The organism is Acinetobacter sp. UBA1297 (assembly GCF_002307755.1).
Classification (GTDB): Bacteria; Pseudomonadota; Gammaproteobacteria; order Pseudomonadales; family Moraxellaceae; genus Acinetobacter; species Acinetobacter radioresistens.
In genome coordinates, this window is the sequence record NZ_DBUF01000009.1 from 30,788 (window position 1) to 51,141 (window position 20,354).

18 protein-coding genes and 1 tRNA gene are annotated in these 20,354 nt (G+C 39.2%); 14 read left to right on the forward strand and 5 right to left on the reverse strand.

Annotated elements, in window-relative coordinates:
• Positions 1 to 320 precede the first annotated feature (320 nt).
• The 10 genes from B3R63_RS04285 to B3R63_RS04330 all read left to right on the forward strand — a co-directional run bounded on the left by B3R63_RS04285 (position 321) and on the right by B3R63_RS04330 (position 8,962).
• Positions 321 to 1,748, forward strand: coding sequence for an amino acid permease (locus tag B3R63_RS04285; RefSeq protein ID WP_265779110.1), 1,428 nt, complete (start codon positions 321 to 323; stop codon positions 1,746 to 1,748).
• A 231-nt stretch (positions 1,749 to 1,979) separates the two neighbouring features.
• Positions 1,980 to 2,852 carry an urease accessory protein UreD gene (locus B3R63_RS04290; protein WP_111281636.1) on the forward strand — a complete coding sequence of 291 codons (873 nt, stop codon included), beginning with the start codon at positions 1,980 to 1,982 and terminating at the stop codon, positions 2,850 to 2,852.
• A gap of 87 nt (positions 2,853 to 2,939) precedes the next feature.
• Positions 2,940 to 3,242, forward strand: a complete 303-nt coding sequence (gene ureA / locus B3R63_RS04295; RefSeq protein ID WP_005019651.1) for an urease subunit gamma — start codon at positions 2,940 to 2,942, stop codon at positions 3,240 to 3,242.
• Positions 3,243 to 3,251: 9 nt separating this feature from the next.
• The gene (locus B3R63_RS04300; RefSeq protein ID WP_075041280.1) at positions 3,252 to 3,578 is read left to right on the forward strand and encodes an urease subunit beta; all 327 of its coding nucleotides are present in this window, start codon (positions 3,252 to 3,254) and stop codon (positions 3,576 to 3,578) included.
• Positions 3,575 to 5,275 (forward strand): urease subunit alpha, encoded by a 1,701-nt coding sequence (gene ureC / locus B3R63_RS04305; protein ID WP_075041281.1) that lies wholly within the window; start codon positions 3,575 to 3,577, stop codon positions 5,273 to 5,275. Before B3R63_RS04300 ends, ureC begins: the two co-directional genes overlap by 4 nt.
• 54 nt (positions 5,276 to 5,329) lie before the next feature.
• Positions 5,330 to 6,448, forward strand: a complete 1,119-nt coding sequence (locus tag B3R63_RS04310; RefSeq protein WP_265779111.1) for a hypothetical protein — start codon at positions 5,330 to 5,332, stop codon at positions 6,446 to 6,448.
• A gap of 125 nt (positions 6,449 to 6,573) precedes the next feature.
• Positions 6,574 to 7,059 (forward strand): urease accessory protein UreE, encoded by a 486-nt coding sequence (gene ureE / locus B3R63_RS04315; protein ID WP_286728399.1) that lies wholly within the window; start codon positions 6,574 to 6,576, stop codon positions 7,057 to 7,059.
• Positions 7,046 to 7,711: an urease accessory protein UreF gene (locus B3R63_RS04320; RefSeq protein ID WP_265779113.1), complete on the forward strand. Its 666-nt coding sequence runs from the start codon at positions 7,046 to 7,048 to the stop codon at positions 7,709 to 7,711. The genes ureE and B3R63_RS04320 overlap by 14 nt, the downstream gene beginning before the upstream one ends.
• A gap of 56 nt (positions 7,712 to 7,767) precedes the next feature.
• Complete coding sequence (gene ureG, locus B3R63_RS04325; RefSeq protein WP_005019668.1) at positions 7,768 to 8,382, forward strand: urease accessory protein UreG; 615 nt, start codon at positions 7,768 to 7,770, stop codon at positions 8,380 to 8,382.
• A gap of 10 nt (positions 8,383 to 8,392) precedes the next feature.
• On the forward strand, positions 8,393 to 8,962 hold the full coding sequence (locus tag B3R63_RS04330) for a HupE/UreJ family protein (protein WP_265779114.1): 570 nt from the start codon (positions 8,393 to 8,395) through the stop codon (positions 8,960 to 8,962).
• 418 nt (positions 8,963 to 9,380) lie between these two features.
• Here the strand turns inward: B3R63_RS04330 and B3R63_RS04335 are convergent, their stop codons facing one another.
• The gene (locus B3R63_RS04335) at positions 9,381 to 10,988 is read right to left on the reverse strand and encodes a purine-cytosine permease family protein (RefSeq protein ID WP_286728401.1); all 1,608 of its coding nucleotides are present in this window, start codon (positions 10,986 to 10,988) and stop codon (positions 9,381 to 9,383) included.
• 687 nt (positions 10,989 to 11,675) lie between these two features.
• On the opposite strand from B3R63_RS04335, the gene B3R63_RS04340 reads away from it, so the two are divergent.
• From B3R63_RS04340 to bla, 3 genes are all read left to right on the forward strand, one after another.
• Positions 11,676 to 14,243 (forward strand): bifunctional diguanylate cyclase/phosphodiesterase, encoded by a 2,568-nt coding sequence (locus B3R63_RS04340; protein ID WP_286728402.1) that lies wholly within the window; start codon positions 11,676 to 11,678, stop codon positions 14,241 to 14,243.
• 609 nt (positions 14,244 to 14,852) lie between these two features.
• A complete protein-coding gene (locus B3R63_RS04345) occupies positions 14,853 to 15,986 on the forward strand; it encodes a 5-methyltetrahydropteroyltriglutamate--homocysteine S-methyltransferase (protein ID WP_075041285.1) in 1,134 nt (377 codons plus the stop codon).
• A gap of 350 nt (positions 15,987 to 16,336) precedes the next feature.
• Positions 16,337 to 17,200: a putative subclass B3 metallo-beta-lactamase gene (gene bla, locus B3R63_RS04350; RefSeq protein ID WP_101162569.1), complete on the forward strand. Its 864-nt coding sequence runs from the start codon at positions 16,337 to 16,339 to the stop codon at positions 17,198 to 17,200.
• 111 nt (positions 17,201 to 17,311) lie between these two features.
• On the opposite strand, the gene B3R63_RS04355 is transcribed toward bla, so the two are convergent.
• Positions 17,312 to 17,884: an amidohydrolase family protein gene (locus tag B3R63_RS04355; protein ID WP_250706214.1), complete on the reverse strand. Its 573-nt coding sequence runs from the start codon at positions 17,882 to 17,884 to the stop codon at positions 17,312 to 17,314.
• Positions 17,885 to 17,889: 5 nt separating this feature from the next.
• Positions 17,890 to 18,942 (reverse strand): amidohydrolase, encoded by a 1,053-nt coding sequence (locus tag B3R63_RS04360; protein ID WP_286728403.1) that lies wholly within the window; start codon positions 18,940 to 18,942, stop codon positions 17,890 to 17,892.
• 369 nt (positions 18,943 to 19,311) lie between these two features.
• Between B3R63_RS04360 and B3R63_RS04365 the strand changes: the two genes are divergently transcribed.
• On the forward strand, positions 19,312 to 19,764 hold the full coding sequence (locus tag B3R63_RS04365) for a DUF523 domain-containing protein (RefSeq protein ID WP_286728404.1): 453 nt from the start codon (positions 19,312 to 19,314) through the stop codon (positions 19,762 to 19,764).
• A 102-nt stretch (positions 19,765 to 19,866) separates the two neighbouring features.
• Here B3R63_RS04365 and B3R63_RS04370 read toward each other — a convergent pair.
• Positions 19,867 to 19,919 (reverse strand) — tRNA-OTHER (locus tag B3R63_RS04370).
• Positions 19,920 to 20,087: 168 nt separating this feature from the next.
• Positions 20,088 to 20,354, reverse strand: a 267-nt coding sequence (locus tag B3R63_RS04375) for a CysS/YqeB C-terminal domain-containing protein (protein WP_422652247.1), incomplete at its 5' end; no start/stop codon positions are given.

Genomic DNA, 20,354 nt, shown 5'->3' on the forward strand with positions numbered 1-20,354 from the left:
GAGTATTTTTAGTGTGGTGGCGGCTATAGTTTAAGTGACACGAGCTAAATACCTCTGATTTTTAAAGTAAGTCTCTAACCTGACTATAGTTTCCTTAAACTCTAAAGCTAATGTGTATAAATAAATCTGATTGATCAAGATCATTATTCATTTTAATTGCTGGCTATAAACTCTGGACTCTTCAATTCAAGCAAAACAATTTCGTAAGGTGTAGATATGGCATTTTTATTTCAGGACTAATGTACAGTTTGCTGAATCTTGAAATTTTTTAAGTCGCTATCTATTTGCAACCATTAAAAAATTCATGGAATGAATACAAGATGCAGATAAATAAAAAAGAATCTTCGAATCAGTTAAGTGATTCATTAAAAACCAGACACCTCACCATGATGTCAATTGCCGGTGTTATTGGCGCTGCTTTATTTGTTGGCTCAGGTAGCATTATTGCAGCAGCTGGTCCGGCAGTAATACTGGCTTACTGTGCCGGTGGAGCTCTGGTGGTATTTATTATGCGCATGCTAGGCGAAATGGCGGCGACCTCACCCGACACCGGTTCTTTTTCGACTTATGCAGAACGTGCCATCGGGCGTTGGGCGGGCTTTACGATCGGTTGGCTGTACTGGTGGTTCTGGGTACTGCTGATGGCGTGGGAAGCTTATGTGGCAGGATTAATCCTGCATGAATGGTTTCCCTTACTCAGTGTAAACGTATTCACCCTGATGATGACGATTACTCTGACTGCCATCAATTTTATGCGGGTGAGTAAATATGGTGAGGTGGAGTTCTGGTTTGCTCTAATTAAGGTAATTGCAATTGTCCTGTTCATTGTTTTGGGTATATTGGCAATTTCCCGGTTATGGCCAGTGGGTGGCGTCAGCGGTTTTAGCAATCTTAGCACTCATGGCGGCTTTATGCCCAATGGTTTGGGGCCGGTCATTGTTGCTTTACTGGGTGTCATGTTTTCATTTCTAGGCGCAGAAATTGTAACAATTGCCGCCTCAGAATCTAAAAATCCGGTAGAACAAACCAAGCGCGCTATTAAATCTGTAGTCTGGCGGATCTGCCTGTTTTATATTGGCTCAATCTTCTTGATTGTCTGTATTGTTCCATGGAATGATCCTTTGCTTAGTCAGACAGGTTATGGAGCATACCGCCGTACTTTTGAAATATTAGGTATTCCTGCGACCAAGTGGATCATGAACTTCGTAGTACTGACATCGGTCAGCAGCTGTTTTGTTTCAGGCCACTATACCGCATCACGCATGTTGTATTCGCTTTCAAAGCGGGGAGATGCACCCGCCCTGTTTCAAAAAACCCGTAAAAACGGTACACCAGTGTTTGCTGTATTGGCTTCTTGTGTAGTGGCATTTGCTATTGCACTGATGAATTTCTTTGATGCGCTCAAACCCAGAGAAATTCTGGATATACTCATGAACACCACGGGTATGATCGCGATGCTGGTATATCTGGTGATTGCTATTTCTCAGCTCAGACTACGCCGAAAAATGGAACGCGAAGGTCAGGAAATCAAACTCAAAATGTGGTTTTTTCCGTGGTTAAGCTATCTGGTGATTGCTTTTATTATTGCATCTTTAATTGCCATGACTTTTATAGAGCAATATCGTGTTCTGGTTATTTCTACAGGTGGAGCTGCATTAATCGTTATTTTTATTGGGATTACATTGCAGTTTAAAGCTTACCGGAGAAAACTGGCAGCCCAGCGTCCACTTAAACGAAGTTATTTCTAGTATATCAATTCATCCATGCCTTAAATCTGTTTTAAATTTTTCAGGTTATAGCTACTGTTATAGAGGCTATAACCTGATGATTTTTTAATCATCCCTTTTAATTTAAATACTGTTTTACTAGCTTATAATCTGCTCATTTCTCTCATTGCTTAATATAAAAATCATCTCTTCAGCACATTTTGGTGCAGTTTTTGCATTTTTCCAGATGATCTTATTAAAAGTTTTAAGAAAATGCAGTTTTTGAATGAAGATAAGCCCGATGAATGTGCTCGCTGGTTTGCATGTCTGGAATTGGGTTTTAAAGCAGCACAGGACCGCACTATTTTAAAGCATCGTTGGCATTCTGGACCAATTAGGGTGCAAAAGATGCTATGGCCAGAAAAAACCGGAGTGTGTCATGCCATTATTGTGCATCCGCCTGCAGGAATTGCCGGGGGCGATCATCTGACTTTCAAGATTCATGTGGATGAAGAAGCACATGCCTTGGTTACTACTCCTGGTGCCGGAAAATGGTATAAGACTAATGCGAAACAGGCTTTTCAGCATATTCAGATTCAGGTTGAAAATAATGCGATTTTTGAATGGGTCCCTCAAGAAACCATGCTGTTCAATGGAGCATGGGCGCACTCTGAAACCACAGTTCAACTAAAGAACAATGCCAGCTTTATTGGCTGGGATATGCTGGTGATTGGGCGCCAGGCGCGAGATGAACGGTTTACTGAAGGCCTGTTTCAGAACCGCTTTAAACTGTTAAGAAATGAGCAGTTATTGGTCGCAGATAGCCTGAACTTTAAGGGGAATGACCGCTGGCTTAGCTCGTGTCTGGGAATGAATAATCGTGCAGTTATGGGAAGTTTCTGGGCTGTAGCACCTGAAAAATTTAGAACCAGTTTTTATCTGGATCAACACCTTGATCTGATCCGTGAGCTGATGATGCGTATGGATACACCAGTAACTTTAACTCTGCTCAATGATGTGATTTGTGCCCGTTATCTGGGGGATGATGTCCGTCAATGCCATGATGCCTTTGCGGCAATCCGTGCCCGGCTGCGACTTTACTGGTTTGACCTGAATGAAGAGTTTCCGCGAATCTGGAAAACCTGATAGTTAAATAATCTTCAAGCCTGCCGCATTCTAAAAAAACTTGCATATATATTGCATGACATTTGTGAAGAATTTTAGGAAAGAGATATGGAACTCAACCCTACTGAAAAAGACAAGTTATTGATTTTTACTGCTGGCTTGGTAGCAGAACGTCGTAAGGCACGGGGGGTAAAGCTGAACTATCCTGAAGCAATTGCTTTTATTTCAGCAGCATTACTTGAAGGTGCACGTGACGGTATGACGGTAAGTGACCTGATGCACTATGGCACTACCTTGCTTACACGCGCAGATGTCATGGAAGGTATACCGGAAATGATCGCGGAAGTGCAGGTAGAGGCAACGTTTCCAGATGGCTCCAAGCTTGTGACTGTCCATCAACCGATTGTCTAGGAGAGCAATATGATTCCGGGTGAAATTTTTACCCCTGACCTCGACATTGAAATGAATGTCGGTCGTCGGACCTTGAAAATCACTGTAGCAAATGCCGGAGACCGTCCAGTTCAGGTGGGTTCACATTTTCATTTTTATGAAGCGAATGATGCATTGCAATTTAACCGGGAAGCCACAAAAGGCTACCGGCTCAATATTGCTGCGGGTACAGCAGTGCGTTTTGAACCCGGTCAAAGCCGCTCTATAGAGCTGGTTGCACTGGCAGGCAAGCGCGAAGTATACGGGTTTGCGGGTCGTGTAATGGGCAAGCTGGAAGAACAGGAACACAAGAAATGAAAATGTCACGCCGTGCCTATGCGGAAATGTTTGGTCCAACACTCGGTGACCGGGTTCGTTTGGCAGATACCGAACTGTTTATTGAAGTCGAACAAGACCTGACTACCTATGGCGAAGAGGTCAAGTTTGGCGGTGGTAAAGTCATTCGTGATGGAATGGGGCAGTCGCAGCTGCTAGCAGAGGAGGTGGCCGATACCATAATTACCAATGCTTTAATTGTCGACTGGTGGGGAATTATTAAGGCTGATGTCGGTCTAAAAAATGGCCGGATCTGGAAAATTGGTAAGGCTGGTAACCCGGATATTCAACCCAACATTACTATTCCTTTAGGAGCAGCAACTGAAGTGATTGCAGGTGAAGGGCAGATTCTGACTGCAGGGGGAGTTGATACGCATATTCACTGGATTTGTCCGCAGCAGGTAGAAACTGCACTCATGTCAGGTGTCACTACCATGATTGGTGGTGGAACCGGGCCTGCTGCAGGTACTTCGGCAACTACTGTTACTCCAGGGCCATGGCATATCTCGACCATGTTGCAGGCCATTGATGATTTGCCCATGAATATTGGTTTACTGGGTAAAGGTAACTTAAGCAAACCGGAACCAGTTGCCGAGCAGATCCAAGCTGGTGTGGTGGGCTTAAAACTTCATGAGGATTGGGGATCAACGCCAGCGGCCATCGATAACTGTTTAACTGTAGCAGAAAATTATGATGTACAGGTCGCCATACATACCGATACTTTAAATGAAAGCGGATTTCTGGAAGAGACCCTGGCAGCATTTAAAGATCGTACGATTCACACTTACCATACCGAAGGTGCGGGTGGCGGACATGCCCCAGACATTTTAAAAGCAATCGGGCAGCCGAATGTTCTACCATCCTCTACTAACCCGACCCGGCCTTATACGGTAAATACTATTGATGAGCATCTGGACATGCTGATGGTCTGCCATCATCTCGACCCAGCTATTGCTGAAGATGTAGCCTTTGCAGAAAGCCGTATACGTCGTGAGACCATTGCAGCAGAAGATATTCTGCAAGACTTGGGCGCAATTGCCATGATGTCATCAGACTCGCAAGCCATGGGTCGTGTAGGTGAAGTTATTATCCGTACCTGGCAAACCGCGCACAAAATGAAAGTACAACGCGGTACATTAGAAGGCGATAATGCCAGTCATGACAATAACCGTGTAAAACGCTACATCGCCAAATATACAATTAATCCGGCAATTACACATGGATTAAGCCATGAAATCGGCTCAATAGAAGTCGGTAAGCTGGCTGATCTGGTACTGTGGAAACCGGCATTTTTTGGGGTGAAACCTTCCATGATTATTAAAGGAGGCATGATTGCTGCTGCGCCTATGGGCGATATTAATGCCTCTATTCCAACCCCGCAGCCTGTACATTACCGCCCAATGTTCGGGGCATTTCCACGAGGTGTGCACAATACCTGTATTACCTTCTTGTCACAAGTAGCGATTGAGAGAGGTGTACATAAAAAATTGGGACTAAAAAAGCTCATCAGTCCATGCAAAGAAACACGTAACCTCACTAAAGCGGATATGAAGCTAAATACTTACTGTCCTGTGATGGAAGTAGACCCGGAAATTTACGAGGTACGGGCAGATGGGAAATTACTGACGTGTGAACCTGCGGAAGTGTTACCAATGGCGCAGCGTTACTTCTTGTTTTAAATGGTAATTTAGATCAATATGCCATCTTTACTATTAAAATAATTGAGGGTGAAGATGGCTTTTAAATTTGAAAGTCAGGAATTTAAGCTTAAATTTGATCAAGTCGAATCACTGGCAAGGAGCATAATAGAAGATGACACGTACGCAGAAAGTATTAAAAACTTAGCCAACCATTTTCTAACTGCAACCCGCGTTTTTAACACGAATCTTGATTTAAGTGATTATGATCAATATATCGAATATTCGAGGAAACAACCTGTATCTGATTTCGTAAAAGTCATAGATCAAGCCCTCAAGAAATATAAAGATAGTAATTTAGAATCTGATTTAATCTATCTATTCGACATCAGTTTAAATTTAATCAATATCTATTTTTCTGAACTAACTTTTATTCTAGGTGGATTGAGTAATTCAATTTCTTTGGAAGTAGGCAGCGTTATTGACTTTGTTAATACCAAATATTCCAATGATCCCAATTTTAGACGTTATGTTAGATTTGCTGAAAGAGATTTGCCATTCCAAATTTTTAAAGAGTTATTTCATTCCAATGAAATTAAAAATATAGCGGAATTAAATAGTAAGTTAAATGAAGCTAATAATGCTATCAATACTTGGAATAGTACATTCGAAACTAAGCGAGATGAAGTAGAAAATTTAGAAAATAAACTTGAAGAATATAAAACTAAATATGATTTTGTTCTTTTAAATAAGGGGCTTAAGCAACTCTATGAACAGAAAAAAGAGGAATTGAAAAGTAGGAGAGATGGATATTCTGCTTTTGGTGCAATGTTATTTTTTACGCCGTTATGCTCAATCGCACTTTTTATATTTTTATATTTCAGTTTAGGTGAACAAGGACTTAAATTTATTATTTATTTATCATTACCCGTTACTACCTTCATGATTATTGTTTTTTATTTTGTGAGAGTAGGACTACAGCATGTTCGTTCGGTTCAATCTCAAATGAGGCAACTTGAACTACGAATGGCGCTCTGCCAATTTATTTATAACTATGCAGAAGACTCTGAAAAGTTACATAAGAAAAACTCATCTGGTTTTGAAAAGTTTGAGAACATAATCTTCTCACCACTTGTGTCTTCTGACGATAAAATTCCGACTACATTTGATGGAATGGAACAACTTACTAAATTAATTGGCGAGTTCAGGAAATAAATGCACCAATAAAAACCTTATTGGCACGAAAAATGCTTAATTTTGAGGCGTAAAACTACTGATACTTAATATGAGAATTATAAAACATTCAATTGTTAGGGATCTTTGCTTTAAAAAGGATAAGCATGAAAATCTATACCCAGCGATTAGAGACTATTCACCATAACAGTTCCTTTGAAATTGTTGAGCTGACATTTGATACCCGTCAAAAAAGCCGTTTTCGTGCGACCTTAAATTCAGGTATCGATATTGGTGCAGATTTACCTCGTACAGGTATTTTAAGAAGTGGTTCATTTATTGCCACAGAGCAGGGTGATATTTTGCGTATAGATGCCAAACCTGAACGTTTGATGCAGGTGATCGCCCAGAGCGACTTTGATTTGGTAAAAGCAGCCTATCACCTGGGTAACCGTCATGTTCCGCTGATGCTCACACCTAGCGCTTTATATTTTGAACCTGACCATGTGCTGGCAGAAATGGTTACAGGACTGGGTCTAACCGTTTCTGAAATCGAGCATCCTTTTGAACCAGAAAGTGGTGCCTATGCACAACACAGTCATGAACATCGTCTAAGTCCAATTAAAGCTTTACATGCTCATGGCCATCACTAATGCCAGCCAGCTTCTCAAACTGCTAACACTCTCTTCTACAGCCTTGCCGATAGGTGCTTACTGCTATTCACAGGGTGTGGAAAGTGCGATTGATCAGGGCATTATTCATGATGAAGTTTCTAGTATTGCCTATTTTGAAGAAGTACTTGAAATGCTGCTAGTACGCTTTGAATTGCCTGTACTTCAACGCCTGATACAGTTTTACGCCGATGAAGAGCAATTTTTATACTGGTCAAACTTATATCGTGCCAGTCGTGAAAGCAGAGAATTGCTGGCGGAGTCACAGCAACTGGCGTTTTCCCTAAATGCCTGGATACGAGATGTTCTAAAACTTCCAGTAACTGTTAAAAAACAGTTTGGTTTTGTTCCGGTATATGCCCAGCTATGTGGTCAACTACAACTAAATATAGCTGATGTCTTAACTGCTTATACCTTTAGTGTTCTGGAAAATCAGGTACTGGCAGCAGTCAAGACTATTCCACTTGGACAGATGAGTGGCCAGCGAATTCTATGGCATCTGCATGAACTAATCCCGCATGCAGTAGAGCAGGCTTTAATACTACAGGATGATGAACTGAGTAGCAGTTTGCCGCAATATGCCATGCTGAGTATGACACATGAAACCCAATATTCACGTTTATTTAGGTCGTGAATGAAGCGCTGGTTTAAAAATTCAAAGTAAGTTGTGAAATTAAAAAGGAAAATAAGATGACAGAACGTAGTCCATTAAGAGTTGGCATTGGCGGACCGGTAGGTTCAGGTAAAACAGCTCTTACCTTGAATCTATGCCGTGTCTTACGGGATAAATACAATATGGCCGTGGTCACTAATGATATCTACACCAAGGAAGATTCAAACTTCCTGACCCGTCATGAGGCTATGAGTCCAGATCGTATTGTCGGGGTAGAAACGGGAGGCTGTCCGCATACCGCTATTCGTGAGGATGCTTCAATTAATCTGGCAGCGATTGATGATTTATGTGAGAAGTTTGATGGACTGGAACTGATCATTATTGAAAGTGGTGGAGATAATCTGGCCGCAACGTTTAGTCCTGAACTTTCTGATCTGACACTATATGTCATCGATGTTGCAGGAGGAGAAAAAATTCCACGTAAAGGCGGGCCGGGAATTACTAAATCTGATCTTCTGATTATCAATAAAACTGATCTGGCGCCAATGGTTGGAGCAAATCTGGACGTTATGGACCAAGACGCCAAACGTATGCGTGGTGAAAAACCATTTTTATTTTCCAACATGAAAACTCAAGATGGTTTAAATGAAATTATAGAATTTATTGAAAAACAAGGACTATTTAAAGCCTGAGGACACTTATATGAAAAATATCATTCAAAGAGCCAGTTTAATAATGCTTGGCCTGATACCAGCAGTCAGTCAGGCACATCCGGGGCATGACCAACACTCAGGTTTTAGCGCGGGTTTCCTGCATCCTTTTACAGGCTTGGACCATATGATTATGGCACTGGCGTTGGGCGTTTTACTTTGGTCCGCAGCCAGACAGTGGAAAATACTTGGCATGGCCAGTATGGCTACCGCACTGGTATTTGGTTTCGTGCTGGGTCAGCAACAGTTATTTTCGAGCAGTCTTGCCGAGTATGGCATTATTGCCTCACTGTTGATGGTTACTCTTGCACTATGGTCAAAATCCAGAATAATTCTACCTGTGGCTACAGCATTACTGGTAACTTTTCATGGTATTGCTCATGGTAATGAGCTCGGTCATTCAGGCCATATCGCCGGACTTGTTTCAGGTATGATAATAGCGATGTCTTTGATTTATATCGCAGGCTTGGGCCTTGGAGCATTGATTACACGCTATATTCCTTATGGCAAAAAAATTGTTGGGGCGTGTGCAGCAATTGTGGCCCTGATAGGCCTTGCTTAGTTTTTCTTATTTCTTGCTGTTTAAGAGCTAAATACTTGTTTGGCTCTTAACTCTTCTGAAATTCTATGGATACAAGCAGCTATGCATCTTGCCTCGTATCAAGTTAAGGCATGAGTAATCAGCTTTAGAAAATTAGCATTATCTATATCAAGTTAATTATCGCTATAGTCTAAAGTAGCTGAAGAATTTAATAATAGAGATGTTTAATTATTCAAATATAAGATATTTCATTTTTAATTATCATTGAATTTAAAAATAAGAGTGAATTAATTATTTTAAAAGATTAGTAATAAATACTTTGAAATAAATTAATAAGTACAAAATATTAATATCTGGCAATAAAAATAGGCTTCTAAATAGAAGCCTGATGTATGATTTTATTATTTTCTTTATTTTTATTCTTGTTCTCTTATATTTATTATTTTTCCATTGTTTTGCACAAAGAACAGATCACTCCACTGTGCCGATGCGAATACATCACATCTGGCCGTTCATAATTTTCATTACATGCTATACAGTGATAGACAGTTGCTACCGGAGTCCCTTCTGTATCGTAGCGTGCCTCTTTCAGACCATCATTACTATTTTTAATATAGTATTTGCCCTTGGTCAGTAAACCCATCAGGGGCGTCAGGATAAAGGCTACCAATAGTGCAATCAGTGGGGAATAAGGTGCCAGAAATTCACCAAGCAGGCCAAAGAATGCCGCAATAGATAAACCAGCCGCTACCAGAAATGACACCATGCCTACCGGGTTAATGTTATAAAGCATGTCACGGCGGTATTCAGGCTCTTTAGGAGAAAGCTTTAGTACATATTTATTAATAGCAATATCAGTCGCAACCACCACTACCCAGGCAATTGCAAAGTTAGAGTAAAAACCTAGAATTTTACCTAAAACTGCAAACATATTGCCTTCCATCAGTGCCAGTGCAATGGCCAGATTGACCATCACAAAGATAATCCGACCCGGATAATGCTTGGTAATACGGGTATAAGCACTCGTCCAAGCCAGTGATCCTGAATAGGCATTGGTAACATTGATTTTGATCTGTGAAATTACCACCAGAATGACAGCAAGACTGAGAGCCAGCCAGCCTGGTAACATGTCATGGAATGCTGCATTGAACTGTTGCACAGGTTCAGTACTATTTACGCCTGGAATTTTTGTAAGAAGATAAAAACCTAAAAATGCCCCAATAATTTGCTTGATTGCACCCAAAATGACCCAACCCGGACCTGCAGAAATTACTGCGATCCACCAGGATTTACTATTTTCCTTAGTTTTAGCGGGCATAAAACGCAGGTAATCAATCTGTTCACCAATTTGCATGATGAGTGAAAGACAGATTCCTGCACCCAGCATGATTGCTGCCATGTCTAATACTGCAAATCCCTCATTTCCGCCATAAGCAGCAAACTGGCTTATCAGATCAGGTTCCTGATAAATCAGATAAGCGACCGGTCCGATCATCAGTATCAGCCAGATTGGGGTAGTCCAGACCTGTAATTTAGTGAGAGCTTTCATACCATAAATCACCAGTGGAATAACCAGCACGGTAGAGACCAGATAGCCTGCCCAGAGGGGAATACCTAAACCCAGTAACAAGCCTTGCGCCATAATTGATCCCTCAAGCGCAAAGAAAATAAAGGTAAAACTGGCAAAGATGATACTGGTTAGCACTGAACCAAAGTAGCCAAAACCGGCTCCACGTGTAATCAGGTCCAGATCAATATTGTAACGTGCTGCATAATAAGCCAGTGGAATACCTGTTAAAAAAATAATGAGCGCCGCAAATAGAATTGAAAACACTGCATTTGTAGTACCATATGCCATGCCGATACTGGCACCAATAGAAAAATCTGCCAGATAAGCAATTCCGCCTAATGCTGTAATGGCTACTACCTTTGGACTCCAGCGTCTAAAACTGTGAGGCGCATAACGTAACGTATAATCCTCTAGGGTTTCATTGGCGGCAGAAGAAGGACTATTCTCTAGTACATCTGTTGCTGATGAGTTATGCATCACAAACACTCCTGTTTTTATTTTGTGTCTGTCTAAATGCTTAGCAAAAGTAGTGCCAGTTTTCTAAATAAAAAATAAAATATATTAATTTACTGAAAAATATAAATTAATATTTAAATAAAATTCTTGATCTAATTTAAAATTTATGTAAATTTTTAGAAATAGAACTAATTTAAGCCCCAATATAAAGCGGCCTTAGAAAATTATATACATTCGATTGAAATCTATTTTTATATTATTTTATTATCTTTATGAAAATTAAAATTTATAAATTAGTATAAGGTAATAGATTTTAATTATTCTATTTTGCTTAAGAAATAAATTTAAAATTTATATTTATAAAAAATTATTAAGTATTAACCTATATTAGTTAAATTAACTTAAAGCTAATATCTATAAATTTATATCTTTAATATAAAAGTCTAATAGATTTTATTAAAATTTTAATTATGTAAAAAATTAAACTATGAAGCTGGATCAGGGCCAGATTGATTTAATTCTAATTAAAACCTTCTTGGAGCTAGATTTCAGCAGATAAAAAATGGTAAAACTGAATCAAGATTACTTTCTAAAAACAAAAAATAGGCAACTAATGTAGAAAAATGGTGAATTAAGGTAGTTTGTTATAATAATGAGGCTAGGGATAAAGCTAGAATGTAAGAGAGCCAAGGAGGTTAGGGATTCTAAATGAATAACAATTGTGATGACCACGATACTTACCATATTTTTAATCTGATTGGTCAGCATACTGAACTTCATCTTATTTTAAGCGCGGCAAGTACCTGGCTAGAGTCCCGCATTTCAAATGTTCTTGTAGCAATTATGCTTTATTCTGAACAGGAACAAATTCTGAAATTTACAAGCGGCAAGCAGAATTTTTCTAAACAGTATGGGGAGACCATAGACAATATAAATATTGCACCAGATGAAAGAACATGTGGCAGGGCAGCATATTTGCGTAAAATGGTCGTCAGTGAAAATTTATTGAAAGATATTTACTGGACTCCCTATCAGGCCTCAATCAAGCTCGAAAAGCTTTGTACCTGCTGGTCGACGCCTATTCTTAGTGCACGCGGAACTCTTTACGGGACGTTTGCAACTTATTATCGGACATTAAGAAAACCTACTGATCATAATATCAAGTTATTAAAACAGGCTGCGGCCATGGTTGCCTTGGCAATCGAACTTGACCTTGAGCGCAAGCAGAGAATTGCAATAAGCGAAAAATATAGTTCTTTTTATACTTATCACCCTGATGCAATTTTTGAAATTGATACGCAAGGTATCATGGTGAGTACAAATATTGCCTCACGTAAAATTATTGGTTTTTCTGATGAGCAAATCAGGGGAAAGCATTACAGTTCATTCTTACCTGCTGAATATCGTGATATTGCCGATAAAGCATTTAAAGAGGCAATGCAGGGAAATGCACAACACTATGAGGTACCGGCTTATCATGCTTCTGGTGAAATGATCTGGCTCGATCTGACTAATTTACCGATTAAACAAAATCATCAGGTAACAGGAGTATTCGGTATTGCCCGTGATATTACATTACGGCGTAAAAATCAGGAACACTTGCGGTTATTAAAACGTGGAGTGAATGCCAGTCCTAATGGAATTATAATTACAGATGCTACCGCCGAGCGAAAAATCGTTTATGTTAATCCAGCCTTTTTACATATGACGGGTTATACCGAAGAAGATGTTATGGGCAAGACATGCCACTTTTTGCAAGGACCGGAGACAGAAGCTGAAAAGATTGCTTTAGTACAGCAGGCTTTAAAAGAACACAAAGAGATACAAGTAACCGTTAAAAATTATCGTAAAGACGGGAGCTGGTTCTGGAACCGTTTAATGTTGGGCCCGGTTTTTGATGAGGCAGGTAGATGTACACATTTTTTGGGAATTCAGGAAGATATTACTCAACAGCGTATTCATGAAGACTATATTACCCATCAGCATAGTCACGATCATTTGACTGGTCTAGCTAACCGGCAGACCTTTGAAACCAACTTACAGCAGGCCTTCGAAACTCAACATCATAGTTCCAGGCCTTTATTCCTCTGTTATATTGATCTAGACGATTTTAAGCCGCTCAATGATAGTCTGGGGCACCTGATTGGTGACCAGATTATTAAAAGTGTAAGCGACCGCCTGCAAGCACTTTTACAAACTGGCGATTTCTTGGGCCGTTTTGCAGGTGATGAGTTTGCGTTATTAATGGTGAATCGAAATAAACGGTCAGATGTAATTACAACTGCTGAAGAGATTCTAAAACTCTTTACACAACCTTTTCAAATTGATGAGCATAAAATCCATCTGAGTGCCAGTATTGGTATTGTTGCTGATGACTGTTCTATACAGCGTTCGTCAGAACTTTTATATCATGCTGTTTTAGCCATGAAAGAAGCAAAAAGACAAGGTCGTAATACCTGGCACTGGTATGAAGAAGCCAATAAAAAAGTTATGCCAGAAATTGACTATGCGCACTTACGCCTAGAGCTGATGGAAGCTTTAAACGATAATCAATTTAATCTGTTTTACCAACCCTTGATTAATCCTGCAACTGGTCTGGTCAAAGGCGTGGAAGCACTCATCCGCTGGAATCATCCACAGCGGGGATATATTTTTCCCGATATTTTTATTCCTTTAGCTGAAAGAACGGGACAGATTGTTGCAATTGGACAATGGGTGCTCAAAAAAGCCTGTATGGATATTGCTGAATGGAATAAGACTCATCAAAGTCAGCTTACTGTTTCGGTTAATATTTCGCCTTTACAGTTTCGTAGAGCAGGTTTCTTGCAAGAACTGGAACATGCACTGGACATTAGCACATTAACACCTGAGCTTCTCAAAATAGAAGTCACTGAGGGTATGGTAATTATTGGCGCTGACCGTGCTATTGAAATTTTAAAATCTATACGAGAGCTAGGGGTACAGGTATCTATAGATGACTTTGGTACAGGTTATTCCAGTTTGAGCTATTTACGACGTTTACCAATTAACCAGATCAAACTGGATCGCAGTTTTATTGAGCATCTTACAGAGAGTGACCAGGATGCTGCGATAGTTCAGTCCATTATCCATCTGGCCCATCAATTAAACCTGGAAGTTGTAGCCGAAGGAGTTGAAACCCTGAAACAGGCGGCCTTTCTCTACCAGCAGGGCTGTGATCTTTTACAAGGTTATTTTTATGCCCGTCCTGCGCCTATAACTGAATTAAAAACCATCTATATTTCATCATTAGGTTAATACGTACAGCAGAAGAATAAGGTCTAAAAAATAAATTGCATAATACACCTATGACAAGAACATCGCTGTTTCTCATATAGGTCAAACTGTATTCAAGAGCTGAATTAGTTAGTGCCCCATAGTTGCTACTCATGAGTAATGACATTTGTCACAAATAACACCAGCAATGGAATTATTAAATACGGATAAAAATTGGAGTCTATTAAGAGGCATTTGCAGAGTCAGAAAATTCTGGCTGTTGCGGGTTGATATAGTTTTTACAGTACTATAACTAAATAAAAAACTTTTCGCTAAGAATTTGATGAATTCAATCTATTGTTATTGGTTTATTATTTTCTAAACTCTAAGAAGTCATATTTAAATATTCAAATAACAGTTGACTTATAAGTAAAGCCCTTTCTAAATTTTATCACTTCACAGGCTGATATATTTTCAATTTAACTTGAGTTTTACTCATTATAGTGTTGTTTTAATCAGCAAATATTAATATAAGATTTTGTTTTTTATATTTATAGTTTATTTAAAGGTTGTTTTTTGAGCATTCGCAAAAGTGAATAAAATTGTATTTAATGTATCTATATTGAATTTTATTAATATTAAGGCTGATTTATGAGCAATACATCTCCTCAAGCCCGAAAGCTATATGCTGGCTATAAAGCTGATCATGTGGGCAGTTTCCTGCGTCCTTTACGACTAAAAGAAGCACGTCAAGCTGTTGCTGATGCCAAATTGAGCCAAGCTGAACTTACTCAGATCGAAAATGAAGAAATATTAAAGATTATTGAGTTGCAAAAAGAAAATAATATCAAGGCAATTACTGATGGCGAATTACGTCGTGCTTGGTGGCATTATGATTTTATGGAAAACCTGATCGGTGCTGAAGGGTATGAGGATAGTGTCGGTTTAAAGTTTCATGGTGTCGAGACCAAACCCCATAATGTACGTATTGTAGGCAAACTCGATTTTCCAGAAAATCATCCACATCTGGCGCATTATAAATTTTTGCATGATGCGGTAGGCACTAATGGTATGGCTAAAATGACCATTCCAAGTCCAAATATGATGATGCGGCCTAAATTACGTTTTAATAATACGTATGGTGAAGATATTCAGCAATATGTGGTTGACTTGGGACTGGCTTACCGCAAAGCAGTACAAGCATTTTATGACTTGGGCTGCCGATATTTGCAGATTGATGATGTATTCTGGGCGTATTTGATCAGTGAAGAAGACCGTGCGCGTGAGCAAGCCGCCGGGGTCGACTTGGACCAGTTAGCTGACTTTTGTGTTCAGACCCTGAATATTGCCCTTGAAAATAAGCCCGAAGATCTGGTGGTTGGTCTGCATATCTGTCGTGGTAATTTTTCTTCTACCTGGCACTACCAGGGTGGATATGAATCGATAGAAGACTATATCTTTAAACATCTTAAAAATATAGACCGCTATTTTCTGGAATATGACACAGAGCGCGCAGGTGGTTTTGAACCTTTAGCTAAACTACAAGGCAGTAATGCAGAAGTTGTTCTCGGTCTGATTACTTCGAAGGTAGAAGAGCTGGAAAATAAACAGGCCATCATCGCACGTATTCATGAAGCTTCCCAATATTTACCACTTGAACAGCTCGCACTTAGTCCACAATGTGGCTTCTCTTCAACCGAAGAAGGAAATAGGGTCCCTTACGACGCACAGTGGCGCAAACTTCAATTGGTGAATGAAATTGTGGCAGAAGTATGGGGAGAGTAATTTTAGAATTAACTCTATTGGATAGGTATTAAGTATAAAACTGGATAAAAAATCCAGTATTCTAAAAATAATAATAAAAAATTAATTATAAGAGAAACTTTATAAGAAAATTTTTTAACTTATTACAAGTAGCCAGTTTTATAAAAAAGTTAATTTTAATAAAACTAAAGACTGGCTCATTATTTTTTTAACTATAAACTTAAAATAAAGGATTATTCTAACAGCTTTAATATTCTTGCAGCTAAAAACCAAACCTAAAATATAATTTGAAAATATATTTTAATTTAATAGATTAATTTTTAAAATCCTTTATTTATTTTCGACAGTATAAATATCAGGTGATGTTTTAAATGAAGATTAGAAATATGTTTTTATTCATTTTCGGTCTTGCTACAGTCTCTACAAGCAATATCCTTGCCGAGCCTTTGAAGCTACCAGCAGAATGGACACAAAGTATAGAGCCTTTCAGGATTGCTGGCCCTATCTACTATGTGGGTACGCGCGGTTTAGGCTCGTATCTTATTGTTTCTGGTTCTAAAGCTATATTAATTGACACAGGCCTAACAGAAAATGCTGCTTTAATTGAGCAGAATATACTGAAACTTGGGCTAAAGCTTTCAGATGTAAAGATTATTTTGGTCAGCCATGCACACTGGGATCATGTTGGAGCTTTAGCACAAATTCAGAAGAATACAGGTGCTAAAGTATTTGCTATGGATAAAGAGGTTACAGCTTTAACGACAGGTAAGCCTGAAGGAGACAATATTCCTCAGTCCTTTTCTTATACTCCGGTTAAAGTTGACCATATATTAAGAGATAAAGAAGTCATTAAAATGGGAAAAATATATCTTAAGGCAACCTTAACTCCCGGCCACACTCCTGGGTGTACCACCTGGTCAACCAGTTTAAAAGAACATGGAAAAACCCTAAAAGTAGTATTTCCATGCAGCTTATCTGTTGCCGGAAATGTATTATCGAATAATCAGACTTATCCAGGTATTGTACAGGATTATCAGCTGAGTTTTCGCCGCTTAAGCAAAATGCCTGCTGATATTGTACTAACTAGTCATCCTGAAGCGGCCGATCTTATGAGCCGAAAAGCCAAGTCTGAGGCAGGACAGCTTGATGCTTTCACGGATCGGAAACTCCTGGAAAAAATTATTAAAGATGCTGAATTTTCTTTTAATCAGTCTCTTGATAACCAGAAAAAATAATATATTAAAGGAGCCTCTCTCATAAAGACGGCTCTAATTTTTCTCAAATTAATACTAGCCCATTCAAACTATAATCTTACTTTCACTTTATTAAAGGTTGTCCAGATATGATTAATGATTATGGCTATCTGGTTGCTCAGTCACACGCTCTTTGGATGTGTGATCGGTTTGAGCATCATAGAGAATCTTGCCATTAAACATAGTCATTAGAACCTGTGCAGTTTCCAGTTCCTCAGCTTTAAGCTCATATAAATTATGGCTCATTACAACCAGATCAGCAGCCTTACCTACCTCAATTGAACCAGTTTCGTTTTCAGCAAAAATTGCTTCAGCGCCGTTGATTGTATGGCTGGCAAGCATTCTGCTTAAAGGGATGCCAGATTGAACACCGGCAGAGATTCGCGTCATCGGATAGAATTCACGTACTGGATAATCACTAGATGAACTAAGCTGTACATTGGTATCGAAAAATGCTTTAGGTAAGGGATGACCATCTGCACGGATACCTAATGAGAGAAAGCGCGGTATAGTCGGGATAGCCTCATTACTGACGTGTGTAATCATGTGGCGTGCATCGCGCTTGCCATTCTGTTTTTGGGCATACTCCAAAGCATCAAGCATAAGGTTGTAAGTATTGGTTGGCCCTATATCATGAATATAGATGCGGAATTTTTCACGGTCCAATGCAGCTACGGTTTTTTCAGAACTTCCTGATCCCAGACGACTGAACCATATGTACTGCTTGCACCTGTACCAAAAATTTTGATTGAATCTGTCTTGAAGAATTTGCCATGATATTTTGCACGGCGTTCTACGAAACCTGGAATCTGTTCAGTACCACGTGTTTCATCTGCCCATTGCAATAAATCATAGCGCACGGTTAATTCATCTTCAGTATCTAGAGCTTTTATAGCATCCAGAAAACTGTCTGTTGGATAATGCAATGGCACAAGAACAGAAGTCACGCCACGCTGTGGCGCCAGATCTTTTTGAAATGAAAGTATGGCGGCTTTATATTCGGCTATTGTAAAGTCAGGTTGGGGAAGTGTACTAATAACCAGATTTTGTGCTCCAAACTCACGGAAGATTCCGGTTGGGTTACCTTGGCTATCGCGATCAATAAATGCTCCCACCGGATCTGGAGTAGTTGCATTGATACCTGCATTTTGCATGGCTCGGGTATTTGCCCATACTTCATGATGTCCATGAGTAATAAATACAGCCGGAATATCTTTACCCACAATTTCATCCAGCAGTTGTGCTGGCGAACGTCCTGCTGCTTTTGCCTGTGCCAGTACATAGTTCAAGTTCCATCCGACGCCACGTACCTGCTTGACTTCAGGCTGCTTTGCAAGAAAATTCTGGGTAGCCGCTTTATAAGAGTCCAAAGAAGGGGCTTCCAGATTTACCCAGTATATATTTTCTGCACGTAAATAAGCATGATTATGCGTATCTACAAAGCCAGGGAGCAACATTTTTCCCTTCAAGTTTATTATTTGGGTGTCCTTGCCACGCCACTCTTTTAGTCCCGTATCATCACCTACATAGACAATTTTACCTTCTTTGACTGCTACCGCTTCTGCTTCTGGCAATTTGGGGTTCATGGTATAAACTGAACCGCTTTCAAAAATCAGATCAGCTGAGCGTGTCTGCTCATATTTATCATCACCACAAGCAGCCAAGGTGAGGGCTAAAGTGCTTGCCAGCGTAAGCTTAAAAAATATGCGGTGTTTTTGAAACATAATAGGGTCGTCCTTGTTATTATTTATGGGTTACTACCTGAAAATAATTTAATGAAAATTTTCTTGATTAATAGTCTTGATCTGAAATGTTACGCCGCATAACTTAGGAGATAATATGAAATGAGTCAAAAACCTAAGCGGTATATTGTTATACCTTTAAAGGTATAATTAAAATATAGAAGACTAATCTTATAATATGATTAAAAAATATTTTTAATATTTTATTCTGGAGATTTTATAATCAGTTAAATATAGAATATCTTGATTAATTAATCATTTTATTTCGAGAATACAGAAATTAAAGAAATATATTTTATCGAAAGCTGCCTTTAAAATTGAGCAGATGAGATAGAGGGTAGAAAAATTATTATGGTTAAATACTTAATTAGTGCGTGTCTGGTTGGTGAGAATGTGCGCTATAACGGTGGAAACTGCTTGCAGGAAAAGCTGAAATATTTAATTGAATCGCATCAGGCAATCAGTTTCTGTCCAGAAGTAGCAGGAGGGTTAAGTACACCACGATTACCTGCTGAAATTGTAGGTGGTCAGGCACAAGACGTATTTAATCAGCAGGCAGTAGTCTTAGACTCATCGGGTCAGGATGTCACACAGGCTTTTATAAATGGCGCCTATCAAACTTTGAAAATGGTACAACAGCATCATATCAGCCATGTCATTCTAAAAGCAGATAGTCCATCTTGTGGTTCAAAACTGATTTATGATGGCTCATTTACCGGAAAGAAAATTACAGGCGAAGGAATGACTGCTATTTTACTTAGGCAGCATGGAATCATCGTGATGACTGAAGATGAATTTATGTAAACTCTTATAGAAAAATTTTGATGCTATGTCAGACCTTATTTATTTTTAATAGAATAGCCATAAAAAAAGCCTTTATCTCTAAGATAAAGGCTTTTTAAATTTTGGAGCGGGAAACGAGACTCGAACTCGCGACCNNCCAACTGAGCTATTCCCGCAATATGCAGCGTATTATAAGGCTTGTTCCGGGCTTGTCAATTAGCTGTTGTATCAACCGATGGTATTTTAAACTTTTTCACAACTCTATAGAGATATTTTTCAGTGTTAATTCAAGAAATATTCAGTAAAACAGGACAAAAACTAAAAATAGTCTTTGTCCTGCTTGTTTAATCTGCACGTCGCCATAAGGTGCCCTGACGGGTATCTTCAAGAACCACACCTTGGTCCAGCAGATTTTGTCGGATGGAATCTGCTTTGGTAAAGTCTTTTGCTTTTTTCGCATCTACACGCTGCTGAATAAGCTCTTCAATTTCACTTTCAGACAATCCAAGTGCTTCCTGACCAATATCAGATCTTAAAAAGTCATCTACATTGTGCTGAACCAGACCTAAAATATTGGTCAGGTGACGCAATGTGGAATAAAAAACTTTAGC

Excerpts from the sequence above, each read along its gene's own strand:
- B3R63_RS04290 (WP_111281636.1), top strand. The coding sequence starts at position 1,980 with ATGCAGTTTTTGAATGAAGATAAGCCCGATGAATGTGCTCGCTGGTTT.
- B3R63_RS04285 (WP_265779110.1), top strand. The coding sequence starts at position 321 with ATGCAGATAAATAAAAAAGAATCTTCGAATCAGTTAAGTGATTCATTA.
- B3R63_RS04340 (WP_286728402.1), top strand. The coding sequence starts at position 11,676 with ATGAATAACAATTGTGATGACCACGATACTTACCATATTTTTAATCTG.
- B3R63_RS04300 (WP_075041280.1), top strand. The coding sequence starts at position 3,252 with ATGATTCCGGGTGAAATTTTTACCCCTGACCTCGACATTGAAATGAAT.
- ureA (WP_005019651.1), top strand. The coding sequence starts at position 2,940 with ATGGAACTCAACCCTACTGAAAAAGACAAGTTATTGATTTTTACTGCT.
- B3R63_RS04335 (WP_286728401.1), bottom strand. The coding sequence starts at position 10,988 with ATGCATAACTCATCAGCAACAGATGTACTAGAGAATAGTCCTTCTTCT.
- bla (WP_101162569.1), top strand. The coding sequence starts at position 16,337 with ATGAAGATTAGAAATATGTTTTTATTCATTTTCGGTCTTGCTACAGTC.
- B3R63_RS04345 (WP_075041285.1), top strand. The coding sequence starts at position 14,853 with ATGAGCAATACATCTCCTCAAGCCCGAAAGCTATATGCTGGCTATAAA.
- ureE (WP_286728399.1), top strand. The coding sequence starts at position 6,574 with ATGAAAATCTATACCCAGCGATTAGAGACTATTCACCATAACAGTTCC.
- ureC (WP_075041281.1), top strand. The coding sequence starts at position 3,575 with ATGAAAATGTCACGCCGTGCCTATGCGGAAATGTTTGGTCCAACACTC.
- ureG (WP_005019668.1), top strand. The coding sequence starts at position 7,768 with ATGACAGAACGTAGTCCATTAAGAGTTGGCATTGGCGGACCGGTAGGT.
- B3R63_RS04330 (WP_265779114.1), top strand. The coding sequence starts at position 8,393 with ATGAAAAATATCATTCAAAGAGCCAGTTTAATAATGCTTGGCCTGATA.
- B3R63_RS04365 (WP_286728404.1), top strand. The coding sequence starts at position 19,312 with ATGGTTAAATACTTAATTAGTGCGTGTCTGGTTGGTGAGAATGTGCGC.
- B3R63_RS04310 (WP_265779111.1), top strand. The coding sequence starts at position 5,330 with ATGGCTTTTAAATTTGAAAGTCAGGAATTTAAGCTTAAATTTGATCAA.
- B3R63_RS04320 (WP_265779113.1), top strand. The coding sequence starts at position 7,046 with ATGGCCATCACTAATGCCAGCCAGCTTCTCAAACTGCTAACACTCTCT.
- B3R63_RS04360 (WP_286728403.1), bottom strand. The coding sequence starts at position 18,942 with ATGTTTCAAAAACACCGCATATTTTTTAAGCTTACGCTGGCAAGCACT.